General features: G+C 72.6%; 11 protein-coding genes. 8 read left to right on the top strand and 3 right to left on the bottom strand.

Features of this window, described 5'->3' with window-relative positions; genetic code table 11:
- The 4 genes from AB0I81_RS03655 to AB0I81_RS03640 all read left to right on the top strand — a co-directional run bounded on the left by AB0I81_RS03655 (position 1) and on the right by AB0I81_RS03640 (position 6,403).
- On the top strand, positions 1-990 hold the full coding sequence (locus AB0I81_RS03655; protein WP_360649257.1) for a sugar ABC transporter permease: 990 nt from the start codon (positions 1-3) through the stop codon (positions 988-990).
- Complete coding sequence (locus AB0I81_RS03650) at positions 984-1,835, top strand: carbohydrate ABC transporter permease (RefSeq protein ID WP_360649254.1); 852 nt, start codon at positions 984-986, stop codon at positions 1,833-1,835. The genes AB0I81_RS03655 and AB0I81_RS03650 overlap by 7 nt, the downstream gene beginning before the upstream one ends.
- 55 nt (positions 1,836-1,890) lie before the next feature.
- Positions 1,891-4,152: a hypothetical protein gene (locus AB0I81_RS03645; RefSeq protein ID WP_360649251.1), complete on the top strand. Its 2,262-nt coding sequence runs from the start codon at positions 1,891-1,893 to the stop codon at positions 4,150-4,152.
- Between the two features lie 109 nt (positions 4,153-4,261).
- Entirely contained in the window at positions 4,262-6,403 is a 2,142-nt protein-coding gene (locus AB0I81_RS03640) for a hypothetical protein (protein WP_360649248.1), read from the top strand.
- Here the strand turns inward: AB0I81_RS03640 and AB0I81_RS03635 are convergent.
- Positions 6,323-7,522, bottom strand: a complete 1,200-nt coding sequence (locus AB0I81_RS03635) for a cytochrome P450 (RefSeq protein ID WP_360649245.1) — start codon at positions 7,520-7,522, stop codon at positions 6,323-6,325. The genes AB0I81_RS03640 and AB0I81_RS03635 overlap by 81 nt on opposite strands.
- Before the next feature lie 69 nt (positions 7,523-7,591).
- Between AB0I81_RS03635 and AB0I81_RS03630 the strand changes: the two genes are divergently transcribed.
- The 4 genes from AB0I81_RS03630 (at position 7,592) to AB0I81_RS03615 (ending at position 17,162) form a co-directional block, all read left to right on the top strand.
- Entirely contained in the window at positions 7,592-10,981 is a 3,390-nt protein-coding gene (locus AB0I81_RS03630) for a phosphodiester glycosidase family protein (RefSeq protein ID WP_360649242.1), read from the top strand.
- A 110-nt stretch (positions 10,982-11,091) separates the two neighbouring features.
- On the top strand, positions 11,092-12,234 hold the full coding sequence (locus tag AB0I81_RS03625) for an amidohydrolase family protein (RefSeq protein ID WP_360649239.1): 1,143 nt from the start codon (positions 11,092-11,094) through the stop codon (positions 12,232-12,234).
- 104 nt (positions 12,235-12,338) lie between these two features.
- Positions 12,339-14,117: an amidohydrolase gene (locus AB0I81_RS03620; protein ID WP_360649236.1), complete on the top strand. Its 1,779-nt coding sequence runs from the start codon at positions 12,339-12,341 to the stop codon at positions 14,115-14,117.
- A 180-nt stretch (positions 14,118-14,297) separates the two neighbouring features.
- Positions 14,298-17,162 (top strand): glycoside hydrolase family 2 TIM barrel-domain containing protein, encoded by a 2,865-nt coding sequence (locus tag AB0I81_RS03615; protein WP_360649233.1) that lies wholly within the window; start codon positions 14,298-14,300, stop codon positions 17,160-17,162.
- 82 nt (positions 17,163-17,244) lie between these two features.
- Here the strand turns inward: AB0I81_RS03615 and tuf are convergent, their stop codons facing one another.
- Both tuf and AB0I81_RS03605 read right to left on the bottom strand, forming a co-directional pair.
- A complete protein-coding gene (gene tuf, locus AB0I81_RS03610) occupies positions 17,245-18,414 on the bottom strand; it encodes an elongation factor Tu (protein WP_360649230.1) in 1,170 nt (389 codons plus the stop codon).
- A 228-nt stretch (positions 18,415-18,642) separates the two neighbouring features.
- Positions 18,643-19,938 (bottom strand): UDP-glucose/GDP-mannose dehydrogenase family protein, encoded by a 1,296-nt coding sequence (locus AB0I81_RS03605; RefSeq protein ID WP_360649227.1) that lies wholly within the window; start codon positions 19,936-19,938, stop codon positions 18,643-18,645.
- Between the last annotated feature and the right edge of the window lie 183 nt (positions 19,939-20,121).

Genomic DNA, 20,121 nt, shown 5'->3' with positions numbered 1-20,121 from the left:
GTGGCGGTCTCGACCGGGAAGGTGAGGACCGCGGGCGACTCCGCCCGCGGTCATCGCCGCGACAGCCCCGGACGGCTGCGCCGCTCCCTGGCCACCCACTGGTACGCCTGGACGATGGTCGCGCCGGTGCTGGTGGTCATGCTGGTGCTGATCGGCTGGCCGCTGGCCCGCGGCGTCTACCTGTCGCTGACGGACGCGACGGAGGCCAACATCGGCCGTACCATCGGGGTGAACGTCATCCCGTCCACCTACGAGTTCGTCGGCCTGGACAACTACCTGCAAATCCTGGGCAGCGGCCTGTTCTGGGACAAGGTGGCGTGGACCGTGATCTGGACGGTGGCCTGCGTCGCCCTGCACTACGGCATCGGCCTGGGCCTGGCGGTGATGCTCAACCGCCGCATGCGCCTGCGCTCGCTCTACCGGGTGCTGCTGATCCTGCCCTGGGCGGTGCCGCCGTTCGTGGCCGCCTTCATCTGGCGTTACCTCTACAACAGCGACTACGGCGTGATCAACGGCTTCCTCAAGCTGGCCGGGCTCGGCGGCGTGGGCTGGCTGGACGACCCGACCACGGCGAAGATCGCGGTGATCGCGGTGAACGTGTGGCTGGGCGTGCCGTTCATGATGGTCGCGCTGCTGGGCGGCCTGCAGTCGATCCCCGCCGAGTTGTACGAGGCGGCCGAGGTGGACGGGGCCGACCCCTGGCAGCGCTTCAGGTCGATCACGCTGCCGGGCCTGCGCCAGGTGTCCGGCACGGTCGTGTTGCTGGGCACGATCTGGACCTTCAACATGTTCCCCGTGATCTTCCTGGTCACCGGCGGCGGGCCGGGCAGCGAGACCGAGATCCTGGTCACCTACGCCTTCCGCGAGGCGTTCACCGGGATCCGCAACTACTCCGGGTCCGCGGCCTGGGGTGTGATCATCCTGGCCATGCTGGTCGTGCTGGCCATCGGCTACCGCCGTACTCTGCGCCGTCAAGGAGACCCATGGTGAGCAAGCGCCGCGGGCGCGGCGAGCGGAGCATATTGGCCTCCATCGGCCTGCACGCGGGACTGCTGGCGGCCGTCGCCGTGTCCCTGTTCCCCGTCGTGTGGCTGGTGCTGACCTCGCTCAAGCCGCGCGACAGCTGGCTCTCGGCCGAGCTGCAGTTCTTCAACGACTCCTCCCTGGACAACTACTCGCGCGTGCTGACCGGCACGGCCTTCCCGCAGTGGCTGCTCAACAGCGCGCTGACCGCCGGGCTGAGCACGGTGCTGGGCGTCTTCCTGTCCGCCTCCGCCGGGTACGCCATGAGCCGCTTCCGCTTCCCCGGCCACCGCTCGGTGATGTGGCTGCTGCTGGTCACCCAGATGTTCCCGGTGGCCATCCTCATCGTCCCGCTGTACAACCTGATGGCCGCGCTCGGCCTGCTGAACCAGATCCCGGGCCTGGTGATCGCGTACATGACGATCGCGGTGCCGTTCTGCGCCTGGATGATGAAGAGCTACTTCGACAGCGTGCCGGTGGAGATCGACCAGGCCGGGATGGTGGACGGGCTGACCCCGTACGGCGTCTTCTGGCGGGTGGTGCTGCCGCTGGCCCGCCCGGGGGTCGCGGTGACCGCCTTCTACTGCTTCATCACCGCCTGGGGCGAGGTCGGCTACGCCACCGTGTTCATGTCACAGCAGGACAAGCGCACGCTCGGGGTGGGACTGCAGCAGTTCGTCGGCCAGCACTGGTCCGACTGGGGGCTGATGACCGCCTCGGCGGTGCTCATCGCGATCCCGGCGGGCGCGGTGTTCCTGCTGGTGCAGCGCCACCTGATCACCGGCCTCACGGCCGGCGCCACGAAAGCCTAAAGAGTAACGAATCAGTTACTGTACGTGACAAGGGTCGGGCCGGAACCCTGGTCACATGGATGGATTCATTGACCGGACCAACGGAGGAATGACCGAACTACGCGTCCACGGCGTCTCCGGCACGCCCCCGGCCGGCATACTCAACCACCCCACCCCCCGGCTCGTCGCGGGCGACGGCATCACCGGCTTCTACCGCCGCTGGTGGGCGAGCGGCCGGCCATCGGGCGAGCATCCGGACGTGCCGGGCGTGCGCCGCCGCGAAGCCTACGCCTGGGGTTACCTCACCTCCGGCGGCAGGACGATCGCGTTGTGGCTGCTCCTGCTGCCGTTCTCGCTGGCGAACCTGTCCTACTTCATGCTGCCCAGGCCGGTCGGCGGCGCCCGGCTGCGGCACGCCGCCGAGGCGGCGCAACGGCTGTTCGCCCTGCTGCTCACCGGCACGTTCGTCGGCGCCGTCACCCGGGCGAGCGTCGACCTCATCGGCTGGCAGTGCACCGCCGCGGGCCGGGCCTGCACTCTCGACACCGCCCCGGTGTGGGTGAACTGGCTCGGCGCGTTGTGGGGCGAGGAGCCGTCCAGGCGGCTGGCCGTCACCGCGCTGGTCCCGCTGCTGGTCGTCGTGTTGTTGTGGTGGATCGCCCGGCGCACCTGGCAGCGTGACGAGAACACGCCCCCGCCGCCCGACGGCCGCCCGGCCACCGGCGTGCTGCTGGCCAGGCCGCGGCTGTGGCACGGCGGGCCGCCGGTGTGGCGGTTGCGGGTGGTGCACGTGTCCTTCTCGATCGCCTCCATCGGGGTGGCCGTGTCGGGGCCGTTCGCGGCGACGACGCGGGGGCTGGTGCTCGTCGTGGCCAACGCGGTCGTGCAGGTCGCCGCCGCCGTGCTGGTCCTGCTGCCGTCGATCGCCAGGCGGCTCGACCCGGCCGGCGGCCGTCGGACACCGCCGGCGCTCTCGTTCGCCTGCCATGTGCTGCGCGTGGCCGCGCCCGTGGTGTTCCTGGCCACCGCCGGGGTGGCGCTGGCCGGGATGCCGGCCGCCGTGCCGGGGACGTCCGTGTGGCGGCTGCCCGGCGTCGGGATCGGAACGTTCCAGCTCGCCCTGACCATCGCGCTCGGCCTGTTCCTCCTGGTCGCCACCGCCGGGCTGGCCCGCATGGACCGGCGGGCGCGACGCGGGAAGCGGCAGCCGGGGGAGCAGCCGGGGGAGCGGCCCGCCATGGGTGGGATGGCCACGTGGTTCGTGCTCATGGTGGCCGCGGGCGCGGCCAACGTGCTGGCGCTCGGCGTGTTGTTCTGGACCGCCTCGTTCTTCGGGGTGCCCGGGATCGCCGCCGCCCGCGAACCGGTCGGCAGGAAGCTCTTCCTCGACGACCAGGTGTGGTGGACGGCGGCCCTGGTGCCGCTGCTGGCGCTGGGCCTGGCCGCCGTCGCCGGCGTGTTGTGGCTGATCCGCAAGGGGCAGGCGGTGCTGCTGGCCCGGGATCTGAAGGCGTACTACACCGAACGCGACGACGCCGAGGCGGTCGGCCGCATCTGGGCGCTGGCCGCGCTGACCGACCGCGCCGGGCTCGTGCTGGGCGTGCTCACCGGGATCGGGGCCGCGGGCTCCGCCGTGGTGACGGTGATCTACGGGCTGCGGCTGTTCACGCCGGACGGGGGTGTCGCCGGGCTGCTCGCCACGATCGGCAGCTGGGTGATGGTGGCGGTCGTGGTGGGCCTGGTGCTGGTCGGGCGCAGGACGTACCGGGACAGGCGGTTGCGCAGGACGATCGGGATCCTGTGGGACATCTCCACGTTCTGGCCGCGCGCCGTGCACCCGCTGGCGCCGCCCTGCTACACCGAGCGGGTCGTGCCCGAGCTCCTGAGCAGGGTCGGCCGGCTCGCCGCGACCGAACGGGACCAGGTCGTGTTGTCCGGGCACAGCCAGGGCAGCGTCATCGCCGCCGCCCTCGTGCTGCAACTCGGCTCCGAGCAGCGGGCGCGCGTCAGGCTGCTCACGCACGGCTCGCCGCTGCGCCGCCTGTACGCCTCCTTCTTCCCCGCCTACTTCGGCGCCCCCGGCCTGAACGCCGTACGGGAGGCCGTGACCTGGTGCAACCTCTACCGGATGAGCGACCCCATCGGCGGGCCCGCCTTCCGCCGGGTCGATCCGCCGTCCGGCGGGCAGCCGGACGGCGTGGATCAGTTCTGCTGGGATCCGCGCCTGCCCGCCCCGGGCGAGCCGCTGCCGGAGGCGGAGTGGCACTCCGGTTACTGGCTGGACCCGGTCTACGACGAGGCGCTGAACCGGCTGATCACCGTCAAACCCGCCGCCTGAGCGCATCCGTCCGGACAAATCATGATTGTGAAATCCGCCACCCGGACGATCTGCCCGGGTAGGGTGGCCCGCGTCCCGGATCGAACGCCACGTTTACGCATGGGGGTCGATGGTGAGGTGGGTGCTGCTGCTGGTGGCCGCGGCGGTGTGGTGGTCGGCTCCGGCCGCCGCCGCTGTCGCCGAGGACACGTCGGCAGGCGGGCGGGTGGCGTTCATCGGAGTGCCCGGGCTGCTGTGGGACGACCTCGATCCGCGTGACACGCCGCGATTATGGCAGCTGGCGGGGCAGAGCGGGCTCGGAAACATCTCCGTCAAGGCCGTCGGCACCTTGGCCTGCCCGTACGACGGATGGCTGAGCGTGGCCTCCGGCGTGCGCGCGGCCGTGGGGCGGCGCTGCGGGCTGCCGCCGGAACCGGCCGTCCGGGGGCAGGGCGCGGTCGTCCCCGAGGTGCGCGACCTGCTCGGCACGCGGGACGGGGCGCACGCGGGCACGCTCGGCGCCGCCGTGCACGCCGCCGGCCAGTGCACGGCCGCCGTCGGCAGGGGCGCGGCGCTCGCGCTGGCCGACAAGGAGGGCAAGGTCGACCTGTACGCCACCGAGCCCGGCAAGCTGGCCGACTGGTCGCGCTGCCGGGTGACGGCCGTGGACGTGGACGAACTCGTGACGCCGTACCTCAAGGACGGGCGGCTGCCGCAGGAGGCCGAGGCGCTCTCGCCCGAACAACGGCGGGAGCGGGCCCGCCAGGCCGACGCCGAGATCGGCGACGTGCTGGACCGGCTGCCGGCCGACACCGAGATCATCCTGGCCGGGGTCGGCGACCACGGCTCCGTGCCGCACCTGCGCGCCGCCATCTGGAAACGCCCCGGCATCCCCAAGGTGACCGCCGGGGAAGGGGAGGTGGCGGGGCCGTCCATCGGGTCGAACTCCAGCAGGCGCGATGACCTCACCCTGCTGATCGACACCACGCCCACCATCCTGACCGCCGCCGGCATCGCGCCGCCGCCCGAGGTGATCGGCCTGCCATGGCGGCTCGGCGGCCCCATCACCTCCACGGAGCTGGTCAGGGACGACGTGGCGGGGACCACCGTACGCGGCATGACGGGCTACTTCTTCACCGCTTTCGCCACCATCACGGTCGCCTTCTACGCCCTGTCCTACTTCCTGCTGACCCGCCGCCGCAGGCTCGGCTTCGTCGGCGCGGCCGCGATCGTGATGGCCTGCGCGCCCGTCTCCACGTACGTGGTGAACCTGCTGCCGTGGGACCGCAGCCCGTACATCGTGGTGACGCTGATCGGCGCGGTGCTGGCGGTCACGGCGCTGCTCGCCGCGATCGCGCTGCTGGGCCCGTGGCGGCGCGACCCGCTCGGGCCGCCCGCCGCGGTCGCCGTGATCAACGCAACCGTGCTCGTCGCCGACCTGCTGACCGGGACGACGCTGCAGTTCAACGCCCTCATGGGCTACACGGCCGTGGTCGGCGGGCGCTTCTACGGGCTGGCGAACATCCCGTTCGCGCTGCTGGCCACCTCCGTGCTCATGGGCGCCGCCGTGGCCGCCGAGCACCTCGTACGCGCCGGGCACAGGCGGCGGGCGGTGGCCGTGGTCGCCGCGCTGGGCGTGGTCGGCACGCTGCTGGCCGGCTGGCCGGGGGTGGGCAGCGACTTCGGCGGCGTGATCGCGTTCGCGCCGGGCATCGCCGTGACCGCGCTGCTCATCGCGGGTCAGCGGGTGTCGCTGCTGAAGGTGGCCGGGTTCAGCGTGCTGGGCGGGGTGGCGGTGATGGCCATCGCGGTGTTCGACTACCTGCGCCCGCCCGACTCGCAGACGCACCTGGGCAGGTTCGTGGGCCAGGTGCTCGACGGCACGTTCATGCCCGTGATCGGCCGCAAGCTGGGCGCCATGTTGCACACCATGCTCTCGCCCAACCTCATGCCGATCGTGCTGGCCGGACTGGTGTTCCTGGTGTTCGCGGTGCTGCGGCCGGCGCAGGTGAGCGCGGGCGTGGTGCCCGCGGCGTTCGCGCGGGCGCCCATGTTGCGGGCCGGGCTCATCGGCGCGCTGGTCAGCGGCGTCGTGGGCATGCTGGTCAACGACTCGGGCACGGCCGTGCTGTCCATGGCGGTGGCGCTCGCCGTGCCGCTGGTGCTGCACGCGGGGGTGCGCTCATCGGGCTCACCAGGTCAGGAAGAGCTCCTCGGGGGCCCGGTGGATGAGCGTGGCCGCCATGACGACGTCCTGGCGGGCGAGACGTAGGCCGGGGAGTTCGCGGGCGAGCAGCTCAAGGGTGATCCTGAGCTGCTCGCGGGCCAGCAGCGCGCCGGGGCAGGCGTGCACCCCGTGCCCGAACGACAGGTGCCGCACCGGCTCCCGTTCGATGTCGAACTCGTCCGGCCGCTCGAACACCGTCGCGTCCCGCCCGGCCGAGCCGAACGCCACGAACACCGTCTCGCCCTCGGCCAGCTCCGTGCCGGCCAGCGTGAGCGGCCTGGTGACCGTGCGGCGGAAGCCCTGCACCGGCGCCTCGTACCTGACGGTCTCCTCGATCGCGGCGGAGGCCAGCTCTGGGCGCGCGCACAGCAGCTCCCACTGGCGGCGGTCGCGCAGCAGGTGGTGCACGGTGCTGCCGAGCAGCGCCGTCGTGGTGAGGTGGCCCGCCAGCATGACGTTCTGCACGTTGGCCACGATCTCGTCCCGGTCGTTCAGCGCGCGGACCAGTTCGCCGGTGAGGTTCTCGCTCGCCGCCGAGTCGCGGGCGTGGGCGTCCAGCAGGTGCCGCAGCGCCACCACGTCGCGGGCGGCGGCGACCTGCTCCTCCTCCGGCATGGGGGTGAACACCAGCTCCTCGGCGCGATTGCCCGCGCCGATGGCGGCGGGGACGTCGGCCGGGTCCAGGCCCAGCAGGTGGCCGATGACGGCGGCGGGCAGCGGGCGGGCGTAGCCGGACATCCACTCCACGCCACCCGCGTGCGCGAAGGAGGCGATCAGGTCGCCGGCGGTGGCGCGCACGAACGGCAGCGCGGCCGTGACCCTCGCCGGTGACAGGCCGCGCCCCAGCGGCCTGCGGTAACGGGTGTGGGCCTCGCCGTCGCTGCTCAGCACCACGGGAGTGCCGCCGGGCGCGTCCGCCAGCTCGGCCAGGGCGCGCGGGCCCGGCAGCACGTCCGGCCGTAACGCGCCCCGGGAGGAGTAGTCGGCGGGCCTGCTCAGCACCTCGCGTACGTCGGCGTGCCTGACCACCAGCCAGTCGCCCAGCTCGTCGGCGAAGGTTAGGCCGGGGGCGGCGCGGGCCTGGGCGTAGACGGGATAAGGGTCGCGGTAGAACGCCTCTCGATCCACTCCGCCCATCCTGAAGGCGAGGTGGCGGGCGGACAAGCTTTGAAATTTTCTTTTAGTTCACTCTTTGGTCTTGAAAGTTATATCCACGAGCGATTGAGTTCGGTCGTGCAGACCCTCCGATTCCTGGCCGCCGCCGCGCTCGTGTTAGGCCCCGTGGCCTTCGGCGCACCCGCGCAGGCCGACCCCGCTCCTCCCGCAGAGGACACGCCCCAGGCGTCGTCCTATCCGGCCTCCTCCACACTGCTGGCCCAGCCGGTTCAGCAGCGGATGGAGACCGCCAAGAAGACCCGGCCCGTCGCGCCGGGCATCTCGCTGACCTCGTTCGACACCTACGACGCCGCCGGCTGGCTGCGCGCGGACGCCGTCACCGCCGACCTCGGCGGTGCGAAGGCGGACTACGTGTTTTCGGGCGAGGTGTCCAAGACCGAGCCGCTGTCCGGCCCCGCCACGCGCTCGAAGGCCGTCGCGGCCGTCAACGGCGACTTCTTCGACATCAACAACTCCGGCGCCGCCCAGGGCATCGGCGTGCAGGACGGCAAGCTGATCCAGTCGCCGGTCGCCGGCCACGAGAACGCCGTCGCGATCACCGGTGACGGCGTCGGGCGCGTGCTCAAGATGTACTTCGAGGGCACCGCCACCCCGGCCGGCGGCTCGCCGATCGCGCTCACCCAGTTCAACCAGATCGTGCAGCGCGACGGCGCGGGGCTGTTCACGCCGCTGTGGGGCTCCTACAACCGGGCCCGCGCCGTCGAGGGCGCCACGTCCGTCGCCGAGGTCGTGCTGGTGGACGGCGTGGTCTCCGAGGTACGCACCGCCGCCGGCACCGGCCCCATCCCCGCCGGCACCACCATCCTGCTGGGCCGCGACGCCGGGGCCACCGCGCTGGCCGCGCTGAAGGCCGGCGACCGGGTGGACGTGAAGTACCGGCCCAAGCCGTCGGAAGGCGGCGAGGTCAAGGCCGCCGTGGGCGGCAACTGGGTGCTGGTCAAGGACGGCGCCGTGCAGAACTCCACCGACACGGCCGCGCACCCGCGTACCGCCGTCGGGTTCTCCGCCGACGGCAGGAAGATGTACCTGCTGACCGTGGACGGCCGCCAGGTCGACAGCCGCGGCGTCACGCTCAACGAGCTGGCCGCGATGATGAAGGACCTCGGCGCGGCCCACGCGCTCAACCTCGACGGCGGCGGCTCCTCCACGATGCTGGCCCGCGAGCCCGGCTCCGCCGGCGTCCAGGTGGAGAACAGCCCGTCGGACGGCGGCGAGCGCCACGTCCCCAACGGCCTGGCGCTCTACGCGCCCGAGGGCAGCGGCAGGCTCAAGGGCTTCTGGCTGGAGACCGCGAGCGACCCCGCCAAGGCGCCCGGCCTCGGGCCCGTCGCGGGCGGCCGTCCCGAGCGGGTCTTCCCCGGCCTCACCAGGCGGCTGACCGCCGTCGGCTATGACGAGACGTACGGGCCCGCCGCCGGCACGCCGTCCTGGCGCTCCAGCCCGGTCGTGCACGGCGTCGTGCGCGACGGCAAGTTCCACGCCCTCGTGCCCGGCCAGAGCACGGTCACCGCCTCGCGCGGCAACGCCAAGGGCACCATCGAGCTGACCGTGCTGCAGCCCCTCCAGCGGCTCGGCGTCACCGCCGACCGGATCGGCATGGCGGGACAGGGCGGCACGGCGACGTTCGGCGTGGTCGGATACGACCGCAACGGCAACTCCGCGCCGATCGAGCCCGGCGACCTCACGCTCGACTACGACAAGAACCTCTTCGAGGTCAGCGCCGCCGAGCAGGGCTACTTCACCGTCAAGGCCAAGCAGGCCACCGGCTCCGGCCTGATCACCGCCAAGGTCGGCAGGCTGACCACCGCGCTGCCGGTCACGGTCGGGTTCGAGGACAAGCCGGTCGCCGACTTCGAGGACGCGGCCTCCTGGACGTTCGCCGCCGCCCGCGCCACCGGCTCTCTGTCGGCCGCGCCGGGTCAGACCGGGGGCGGGCTGAAGCTCTCCTACGACTTCACCACCTCCACCGCCACCCGCGCCGCCTACGCCAGCCCGCCTCAGCAGATCGAGGTTGCGGGGCAGCCGCAGGCGTTCGGGCTCTGGATCCACTCCACCGGCAAGGGGGAGTGGCCGAGCCTGGAGTTCTACGACGCGCTCGGGCAGTCGCAGATCCTGCGCGGGCCGTACATGACGTGGACCGGCTGGAAGTACGTCGAGTTCACCGTGCCGCCGGGCGTCAACTACCCGCTCAAGCTGCGGCGCTTCTACGTGGCCGAGACCAAGGCCGACGTCAAGTACACCAACGAGATCCTCATCGACGGCCTGGTCGCCAAGGTGCCGCCGTCGGTCGAGGCCCCGGCCGCGCCCGAGGTGGCCGACCCGGTGGTCCAGGCCGAGGTGTCGAAGATGCCGTGGCGGTTCGCGGTCATGTCCGACGCGCAGTTCGTGGCCCGGGACCCGGACAGCGACATCGTCAAGAACGCGCGCAGGACGTTGCGCGAGATCAAGGCCGCCAAGCCGGACTTCCTGGTGATCAACGGTGACCTGGTGGACGAGGCGTCTCCCGAGGACTTCGCGCTGGCGAAGAAGATCCTCGACGAGGAGCTCGGCGGAACGGTGAAATATCACTATGTTCCGGGCAACCATGAGGTCATGGGCGGCAAGATCGACAACTTCAAGGCCGCCTTCGGCGACACGTACCGGACCTTCGACCACAAGGGCACCCGCTTCATCACCCTGGACACCTCCCGCCTGAACCTGCGGGGCGGCGGCTACGACCAGGTGGCCCTGCTGCGCGACCGCCTCGACGCGGCGGCCAAGGACGGCTCGATCGGGTCGGTCGCGGTGCTGTTCCACGTGCCGCCGCGCGACCCCACGCCCGGCAAGGGCAGCCAGCTCGGCGACCGCAAGGAGGCCGCGCTCGTGGAGGGCTGGCTGGCCGACTTCCAGCGCACCACCGGCAAGGGCGCCGCCTACATCGGGGCGCACGTGGGGACCTTCCACGCCTCGCGGGTGGACGCGGTGCCGTACTTCATCAACGGCAACTCCGGCAAGAACCCCGCCACCGCCCCCGAGGACGGCGGGTTCACCGGCTGGTCGTTGTGGGGCGTGGACCCGGTGACGCGGGCCGAGGCCGAGCACGTCAAGCGCAACTGGTTCGCCGACGCGCCCGACTGGATCGGCACGCAGGTGCGGCCGCACGTGGACGAGCTCACCCTCACCGCGCCCGCCACCGTCGCCCTCGGCACGCCCGGCACGGTGAGCGCCGCCGTCAAGCAGGGCGCGCGGACGGTTCCGGCCGCCTACCCGGTGTCGGCCAAGTGGTCCGGCTCGCCGAACCTGCACGTCGGCACCCGCCTGACGGCCAAGCCCTGGCACGTCGCCGTGCTCGACCCGGCCGCCGGGACGCTGACGGCGCTACGGCGGGGACAGGTGACGGTGGCCGTCACGGTCAATGGGGTCACCAAGCAGGCGAACGTGTCCCTGACCGCCAGGGCCGCCGCCTGACCTCTCCTCTGTCGGCCCCGTGGGACGGTCTTCGTCCCACGGGGCCCTCGTGTGTCCGGCGCCGGGGCGCGGGTACGAGAGCGGGGTACCCCACGGTGGGAGGAACGCCGATGTCCCTTGAGCTCGACCTCGTGCCCACCGGGCTCGCCCGTGCCATCGAGGAACTGCCGCTGGTGGACCACCACGTGCACGGGGCCTGCTCGCACGACCTGTCGCGGCTGGCGTTCGAGGAGATGATCACCGAGTCCGACCGGCCCGTGCCGGAGTGGATGACGCAGTTCGACTCCCAGCTCGGGTACGCCATCCTGCGCCACTGCGCGCCCGTGCTCGGGCTCGACCCGTTCTGCGCGCCCGAGGAGTACCTGGCCAGGCGCGCCAGGCTCGGCGCCGTGGAGGTCAACCGGCTGCTGCTCGGCGCCGCCGGGGTCGGGCACTGGCTGGTCGAGACCGGCTACCGGGGCGAGGAACTGCTCGGGCCCGCCGGGATGGCCGAGGCCACGGGGGTGCCCGCGGACGAGGTGGTGCGGCTGGAGAGCGTGGCCGAGCGGGTGGCCGCCGCCGGGTGCACGGCAGCGTCCTTCGCGGATCGGTTCGGGGAGGCGCTGGAGGAGCGTACGCGTACGGCGCGCGGGCTCAAGACCGTCGCCGCCTACCGGTGCGGGCTCGACTTCGACCCCGCGCCGCCCACCCCGGCGGAGGTCACCGACGCCGCCGGGCGGTGGCTGGCCGGCGGGGGCGGGCGGGTCGCCGATCCCGTGCTGCTGCGGCACCTCATCTGGGCGGGGCTGGAGCGGGGGTTGCCGTTGCAGTTCCACATCGGGTACGGGGATCCCGACCTGGATCTGCGGCGTTCGGATCCGCTGCTGCTGCGGGAGCTGATCGAGCTGGCCGAGCCCACCGGGGTGCCGCTGTTGTTGCTGCACTGTTATCCGTACCAGCGGCAGGCGGGGTTTCTGGCGCAGGCGTACCCGAACGTGTTCTTCGACGTGGGGCTGGGCGTGAACTACACGGGGGCGCGGTGCGTGGCGGTGGTGGCGGAGAGCCTGGAGGTGGCGCCGTTCGCGAAGATCCTCTTCTCGTCGGACGCCTGGGGGCCGGCCGAGCTGCACTATCTGGGGGCGTTGTTGTGGCGGCGAGCGATGGCCCGGGTGCTGGGCGACTTCGTGACCGAGGGGGAGTGGTCGGCGGCGCAGGCCGTTCGGGTGGCGGGCATGGTGGGGGTCGAGAACGCGCGGCGGGTCTATGGGTTGTGAAGCGGGGGATGAGAGGGACGGGTGCGGGTTGAGTGCCGCCTCACGGGGAAGCGTCTACGGCTTGGGCCGGAGATGAAAGGACTTTGCATGGCAGGGGTCGGGGGATGAGCACGGACGGGCGCGGGATGAACGGGGGCTCGCGGGCGCGCGGGACGAGAGGCGGTCACGGCGCCGGCGAGGGGCTTGAGCATCGCGGGGCGACGGCCGGTCACGGTGCCGGTGAGGGTCTTGAGCGGCGCCGGGCCGGGGTGGAGGTGGCGTTGCGGGCGGCGCTGCGGCGCGAACTGCCCGCCGCCGTGGCCCTGCGGCGGGAGTTGCACGCCGCGCCGCGCGTGTCCGGGCAGGAGGGGCCGACGCTGAAGCGGCTGCTCGACGCGCTGCCCGGCGGGGCGGTTGAGCATGTGGCCGGTACGGGGGCCGTACTGCGGATCGGCGGGTCCGGCCCGGCGGTCGGGGTGCGGGGCGAGCTGGACGCGCTGCCGATCGTCGAGCGGACCGGCGTTCCCTGGGCCGCCGCCAACGGCGCCATGCACGCCTGCGGCCACGACGTGCACCTGGCCGCCGTGGTGGCGCTCGCCCGCGCCGTCGCCGCCACGGCCTCCGGGCAGGTTCCCGAGCTGCACCCGGAAGTGCTCGCCGAAGCGGCGGCGGAGGGAGCCGCCAAGGCCGCCACCGACGCCGCCGCCGCGACCGCCGCCGAATGCGGCCCCGAGAACGCCGCAGAGGCCGCCACAGGAAGCGCTGCCGAACCCTCCGAAAGGGCCGCCACCCGCAGCGGCGCTGAGGATGGCGAAGGGACCGGCACCCGCGGCGACGCTGAGCGTGCTGAAGGGACCGTCGGCCGCAGCGGTGCTGAGCGTGTCGAAGGGACCGCTGGTCGCGGCGGTGCTGAGCGTGCTGAAGGGGCCGGGAGGGGAGGCGGTGCCGGGCGGGGCGATGGAGGGCCTGCCGGAGGTGTGCCTGCCGGGGTGGCTGTGGAGGCGGTGCAGGAGTTCGTCGAGGCCGAGGCGGAGATCGTGTCGGAGGCGGCGGCCGCAGGGGCCGTGGCGGCGGCGATCGAGGCCGTTACCGGGGGAGGGCTCGCGCCGCTCGTGGTCGTGTTGCAGCCGCGCGAGGAGACCTACCCCTCAGGGGCGTCCGACGTCGTCGAATCGGGGGTGCTCGAACGGCAGCGCGTGCACGCCATGATCGGCGCCCACGTCCAGCCGATCCTGCCCGAGGGCACCATCGCCTGCACCCCGGGCCCGGTGAACGCCTCCTCCGACGAGTTCAGGGTGACCGTCAAGGGGGCCGACGGGCACGCCGCGTACCCGCACCTCACCCGCGACCCCGTGCTGGCCATGTCACAGGTGATCGTGGCCGCGCAGCAGCTCGTCAGCCGGGCCGCCGACCCGATGACGCCGACCGTGGTCACGTTCGGCACGGTGAACGCGGGCACCACGCCCAACGCGGTGCCCGGCGAGGCGGTCGCCAGGGGCACGCTGCGCACCATGTCGCAGGACTGGCGCGTGCGGCTGCACGGCCGGTTCGCGCAGGTCGCCGAGGACACCGCCAGCGCGTACGGCTGCGCCGCCGAGGTCGAGATCATGAACGGGGAGCCGATCCTGGTCAACGACCACGACCTGGCCGTACGGGCGGGCGAGAGGCTGCGGGAGCACGGGTGGACGGTGAACGACGAGCTGCGTTCGTGCGGGGCCGACGACTTCGCCCGTTACGGCGACGTGGCGACGTCGCTGATGATGTTCGTGGGCGTGGACACCGAGAGCGGGCTGCACAGCCCTTCCTTCCTGCCCGGCGACGACGCTGTGGGCGCTGTCGCGGAGGCCCTGCTGGCGGGTTACCTGGCAGCCTCGACCTCAGGCCCCGCAGGAACCGAACGCTGAAGGGACAGCCGGCCGTTGGAGGGCCGGGCGTCGATGGGGCGCGGGCCGCTGGAGGGCCGGACGCTGAAGGGGCAGCCGGGCGCTGGAGGGGCGGCCGGGTGCCGGGCGTCGATGGGGCGGGCGGGCGTTGGAGGGGCCCATCGCTGACGGGGGCGGGGTGAAGCCTTAGGCTCGGCGGAAATGGACCTCCACACTTTCACCCCCGGATCCGGCCGCCTCGCCCCCAGGGCCGCACTCCGCTCCGACGCCCCCGCCATCGACCTCAACGGCACCTGGCGCTTCCGCCTGTCGCCCGCCGCGAACGTCCCCGACGACTTCGCCCGCCCCGACTACGACGACGCGGGCTGGGACGACCTCCCCGTCCCGTCCCACTGGGTCCTGCACGGCCACGGCGCCCCGGCCTACACCAACGTTTCCTTCCCGATCCCGATGGATCCGCCGCGCGTCCCCGACGAGAACCCGACCGGCGACTACCGCCGCGCCTTCGACCTGCCCGAGGGCTGGACGGGCGGCCGGCTGCGGTTCGAGGGCGCCGAGTCCTTCGCCCGCGTCTGGCTCAACGGCCACGAGCTGGGCTTCTCGACCGGCAGCCGGCTGCCCGTCGAGTACGACGCCGGGCCGTACCTGCGTCCGGGCCGTAACGTGCTGGCCGTGCGGGTACACCAGTGGTCGGCGGCCACGTACCTCGAAGACCAGGACATGTGGTGGCTGCCCGGCATCTTCCGCGACGTCACCCTCACCCGCTCCACCGCGGACGTCTTCGTCCGCGCCGCCTACGACGGCGGCGGAAGGGGCACGCTGACCTTCGCCGAGGGCTCGGGCACGCTGAGCGTCCCCGAGCTGGGCGTCGCGGGGCTGGAGCCGGGCGGCGAGGTCACGGTGGACGTGGAGCCGTGGACGGCGGAGACGCCGCGCCTGTACGAGGCCGTGGTGAGCGGCCAGGAGGAGACGGTACGGCTGCGCGTCGGCTTCCGTACGATCTCCATCGAGGACGGCGTGCTCCTGGCCAACGGCCGCCCGCTGCTGCTCAAGGGCGTCAACCGGCACGAGTTCCACCCCGAGCACGGCCGCGCGGTGCCGTACGGGACGATGCGCGAGGACGTGCTGCTCATGAAGCGGCACAACGTCAACGCCGTCAGGACCAGCCACTACCCGCCGCACCCGGACTTCCTCGACCTGTGCGACGAGCTGGGCCTGTGGGTGATCGACGAGTGCGACCTGGAGACCCACGGCTTCGGCCAGGTCGGCTGGCGCGCCAACCCCACCGACGACCCGCGCTACGCCGACGCGCTGCTCGACCGCATGCGCAGAATGGTCGAACGCGACAAGAACCACCCCAGCGTCATCATGTGGTCCCTGGGCAACGAGGCCGGCGTGGGCCGCAACCTGGCCGTCATGGCCGACTGGACCCGCGAGCGCGACCCTTCCAGGCCGCTGCACTACGAGGGCGACCGCTCCTGCGCGCACACCGATGTCTACTCCCGCATGTACGCCTCCCACGCCGAGGTCGAGGCCATCGGCCGGCGCGAGGAGGACCCCCTGGACGATCCCGGGCTGGACGCGCGGCGGCGGGCGATGCCGTTCCTGCAGTGCGAGTACGCCCACGCGATGGGCAACGGGCCCGGCGGGCTGGCCGAGTACCAGGAGCTGTTCGAGCGGTATCCGCGGCTGGCCGGCGGGTTCATCTGGGAGTGGATCGACCACGGGCTGGCGCATCCCGGCCTCGGGTACGCCTACGGCGGCGACTACGGCGAGCCCGTGCACGACGGTAACTTCGTGATCGACGGGCTGGTGTTCCCCGACCGTACGCCCTCGCCCGGCCTGATCGACCTGAAGAAGGTGTTCGAGCCGGTCAGGTTCGAGTTCGGCGACGGGGTGGTGCGGGTCGTCAACGGCTACGGCTTCACGGACCTGTCCCTGCTGCGCTTCACGGCCACCGTGCAGGTCGAGGGCGAGACCATCGCCGAGCACCGGCTCGACGTGCCCGCCGACGGCGGCGTGTGCGAACTGCCCGATCTGTCGGCCGGCCCGTCCGGCGAGCGCTGGCTGACCGTACGCGCCGAACTGGCCGCCGACCAGCCGTGGGCGGCGGCCGGGCACGAGGTCGCCTGGGGACAGGCGCTGCTGGCGCGGCCCGCGGACCGGCCGGTGGAGACCATCGTGGCGTTCGTGCGCGACAGCGCCGCGCCGCCCGAGGCCGCCGGGGCTTCCACCGGGTCTTCCGCTGGGTCTTCCACTGGGGCTTTTGCGGGTGCCGGGCGGCTGGTCGCGGGCGACTGCGCGTTCGATGCGGCCACCGGACGGCTCGTGCGGCTGTTCGGCACGGAGGTGGAGGGGCCGCGGCTCGACCTGTGGCGGGCTCCGACCGACAACGACAGGTACGGCGGCCTGGAGAGCCAGTGGCGCGGGCTCGGCCTGCACCGGCTCACCCACCGGGTGGACGACGTCTCGGCCGGCGAGGGAGCCGAAGGGCTGACCGTGCGGACCCGGGTCGCGGCGGCCGCCACCGATCTCGGGATGATCGCGACGTACCGGTGGACGTATGACGGCGGGCTGCGGCTGCTGCTGGACATCGAGCCCCAGGGCGACTGGCGCACCCCGATCCCGCGGCTCGGCGTGACGATGACGCTGCCGGGCCGGGCGGTGGACCGGGTGACGTGGTTCGGGCTGGGGCCGGGGGAGATGTACCCGGACACGGGTCTGGGTGCCCGCCTGGGCCGCTGGTCGGCCACGGTGGAGGAGCTGCAGACGCCGTACGTGTATCCGCAGGAGAACGGGCGCCGGGGTGAGGTGCGGTGGGCCGAGCTGGGCGGGTTCCGGGTGTCGGGGGAGCCCACGTTCGCGCTGACCGCGCGCCGCTGGAGCAACGCCGAGCTGACCGCGGCCCGTCACCGGCCCGACCTGGTGGCGGGGGAGCGGGTGCACCTGCACTTGGACCTCGCCCACCAGGGCATCGGCACGGCCACCTGCGGCCCCGGCACGCTGCCCGCCTACGACCTGCTGGCCCGCCGCGCCACCCTCAGGGTCCGCTTCGACCCCCGATAACGCGAAAAAGCCGGGCCCCGCACAACGCGGGACCCGGCCCTCCTCGAAGCACCCGGCGAGCACCGTCGGCCGGTGAGCGCCGCTACGGGACGGTGAGTACCGTGCCCGCGCCGACCGTGAGGCCGCCCTCGCGGATCGCGAAGCCGAGCCCCGGCTCGACCGCGACCGCCTTGCCCAGCTCCACCGACACCTCGACCGTCTCACCCGGGCTGGCGCCGTCACCGCCGGGCAGGACCAGCTCACCAGGCACGTCCGTCGTGCGCAGGTAGAACTGCGGCCGGTACCCGGAGCCGATGGGCCGGCGCCGCCCGCCCTCCTCCGGCGTCAGGAGGTAGACGCGCGCGGTGAACGACCCCCGGGCCTGCTGGCTGCCGGGCGCGGCCAGCACCATCCCCCGCCGGACCTGCTCGCGGCGAACCCCGCGCAGCAGCACGGCGGCGTTGTCGCCGGCCTCGCCCTGCTCCATCGTCTTGCCGAACGTCTCCACGCCCGTCACGACCGCGGAGAACCCGTCACCGAACCCGACCGCCTCGACGGTGTCGCCGACGCGGACCGTGCCGCGCTCGATGGCGCCGGTGACGACGGTTCCCCGCCCCGTGACCGTCAGCACGTTCTCGACCGGCATGAGGAACGGCGCGTCCACGTACCGCACGGGCACGGGGATGTGCTCGTCCACCGCCTGGAGCAGCGCCTCGACCGAGGCCGTCCAGACCGGGTCGCCCTCCAGCGCCCGCAGCCCGGACACCCGGACCATCGGCACGCCGTGGTAGCCCTGCTCGGTCAGCAGGTCGCCCAGCTCCAGCTCGACCAGGTCGATCAGCTCCGGGTCGGCGCCGTCGGCCTTGTTGACGGCCACGACCAGGTGCTCGACGCCGACCCGCCGGGCCAGCAGCACGTGCTCCCTGGTCTGCGGCATGATCCCGTCGTGCGCGGACACGACGAGGATCGCGCCGTCGAGCTGCGCCGCCCCCGTGATCATGTTCTTCACGTAGTCGGCGTGCCCGGGCATGTCCACGTGGGCGTAGTGCCGGGTCGCGGTCTCGTACTCGACGTGCGAGATGTTGATCGTGATGCCCCTGGACGCCTCCTCAGGCGTCCGGTCGATCCGCTCGAACGGCGTGTACGTGGCCTGCCCGCGCTCCGCCAGCACCTTGGTGATGGCCGCGGTCAGCGTGGTCTTGCCGTGGTCGACGTGCCCCATCGTGCCGATGTTGAGATGCGGCTTGTTACGTACGTAGGCCTGCTTGGCCATGATTCCTTCTCTGCGATCTCGAAGCCTCGGTGACCCGTCAGGGTCGTCAACCTCCCCCCGCCGGGTCACTCCGGGACTAACGGGAAGAGGTCAGCGCTCCAGGCCGTCGCAGGCACGCTCGAACGCGCCGGGCAGCAGTGCCGCGGGCGTCGCAAGGTGAGCGTGCAGGAACATGAGCAACATGGTGCGGGCTACAGCGCCGCACCGCAACGGATTATTCCGCGCGGACTACGGCCTCCCGACGCTCATGTACGTGTACCCCAGGGCGCGCATCCGCGCCGGATCGAGCAGGTTGCGGCCGTCGAAGAGCACCGGGCGGCGCATCGCCGCGGCGGCCTTGGCCCAGTCGACCTCGGTGAGCTGCGGCCACTCGGTGACCAGGATCGCCGCGTCGGCGCCCTCCAGCGCCAGCTCGGGCGTGTCGTGGCGGGTCGTCGAGGTCCACGGGTCCGTCTCGGCCGGGCGGGCCATCGGATCCCAGCAGCGCACCTCGGCGCCCTCCGCCAGCAGCCGGCTCGCCAGCACCGTGCTCGTGGCCTCGCGCATGTCGTCGGTGCCCGGCTTGAACGTCAGGCCGAGCAGCGCCACCCGGGTGCCGGCCAGCGTGCCCAGCTCGTCCTTCAGCTTCTGGATGGCGCGGCGCTTCTGCAGGTTGTTGACCTCGATCACGGCCGACAGGAGCTGCAGGTGGTAGCCGGTGTTGCTGGCCAGCTGCCGCAGCGCCTCGGAGTCCTTGGGGAAGCAGGAGCCGCCCCAGCCGATGCCGGGCCGCAGGAAGTGGGTGCCCAGGCGGTGGTCCAGGCCGACGGCGTGCGCGACCTCCTCGACGTCGGCGCCGGTCTTCTCGCACAGGGTGGCGATCTCGTTGATGAAGCTGATCTTCGTGGCGAGCAGGGCGTTGGAGGCCAGCTTGACCATCTCGGCCGAGCGCACGTCCATCACCACGACCGGCCCGTCCACGCCGTCGTGCAGCTCCGAGATCAGCGTGGCGGTGGCCTCGTCGGAGGAGCCGATGACGATGCGGTCGGGGCGCATGAAGTCGCTGACCGCCCGTCCCTCGGCGGTGAACTCCGGGTTGGCGGCGTAGCCGACGTGGGTCAGGCCCGCCTCGTCCAGCGTGGCCCGCACCCGCGCGCCGGTGCCCACCGGCACGGTCGACTTCACCACCACGGCCTTCAGGTGCTCGGCGCCCTCCAGGGACCTGATGACCGTCCAGAGCCGCGACAGGTCGGCGTCGCCGGAGGGCGACGGGGGAGTGTCCACGCACACGTACGCGACCTCCGCGCCGTCCAGCGCCTCCCGCAGATCCAGGGTGAAGGTCAGGCGTTCCTTGTTCCTGGCGATCATGTCACCGAGGCCCGGCTCGTAGATCGGCACGTCGCCGGAGCGCAGCAGGTCCACCTTCTCCGGGTTGATGTCCCGGATCACCACCCGGTGACCCAGCTCGGCGAGGCAGGCACCGGTCACCAGACCGATGTAGCCGGCACCGAACACGGCCACCTGCCGTTCCGGCTTGCCAACCATGGCTGACCATCCAATCTTTCGGGCACCCTGCGGGGTCCGCTGCTCGGGGAGTGAGTCTTGCCGAAACCGGCGGAGGATCTTCACCCTAACGTCCTCTTCTTCATTGTCCCCGACCAGAGCCCCACACGGCCCCTCGGGTTGGCGTGGGACACAACGCGGGGCCCGGTGTTCGTCGTGCAGACC

The sequence above is a fragment of the Nonomuraea sp. NPDC050404 genome, from assembly GCF_040655495.1.
Lineage (GTDB): Bacteria > Actinomycetota > Actinomycetes > Streptosporangiales > Streptosporangiaceae > Nonomuraea.
The sequence above is the reverse complement of the archived record's forward strand: the minus strand, read 5'-3'. Positions and strand labels throughout refer to the sequence as shown.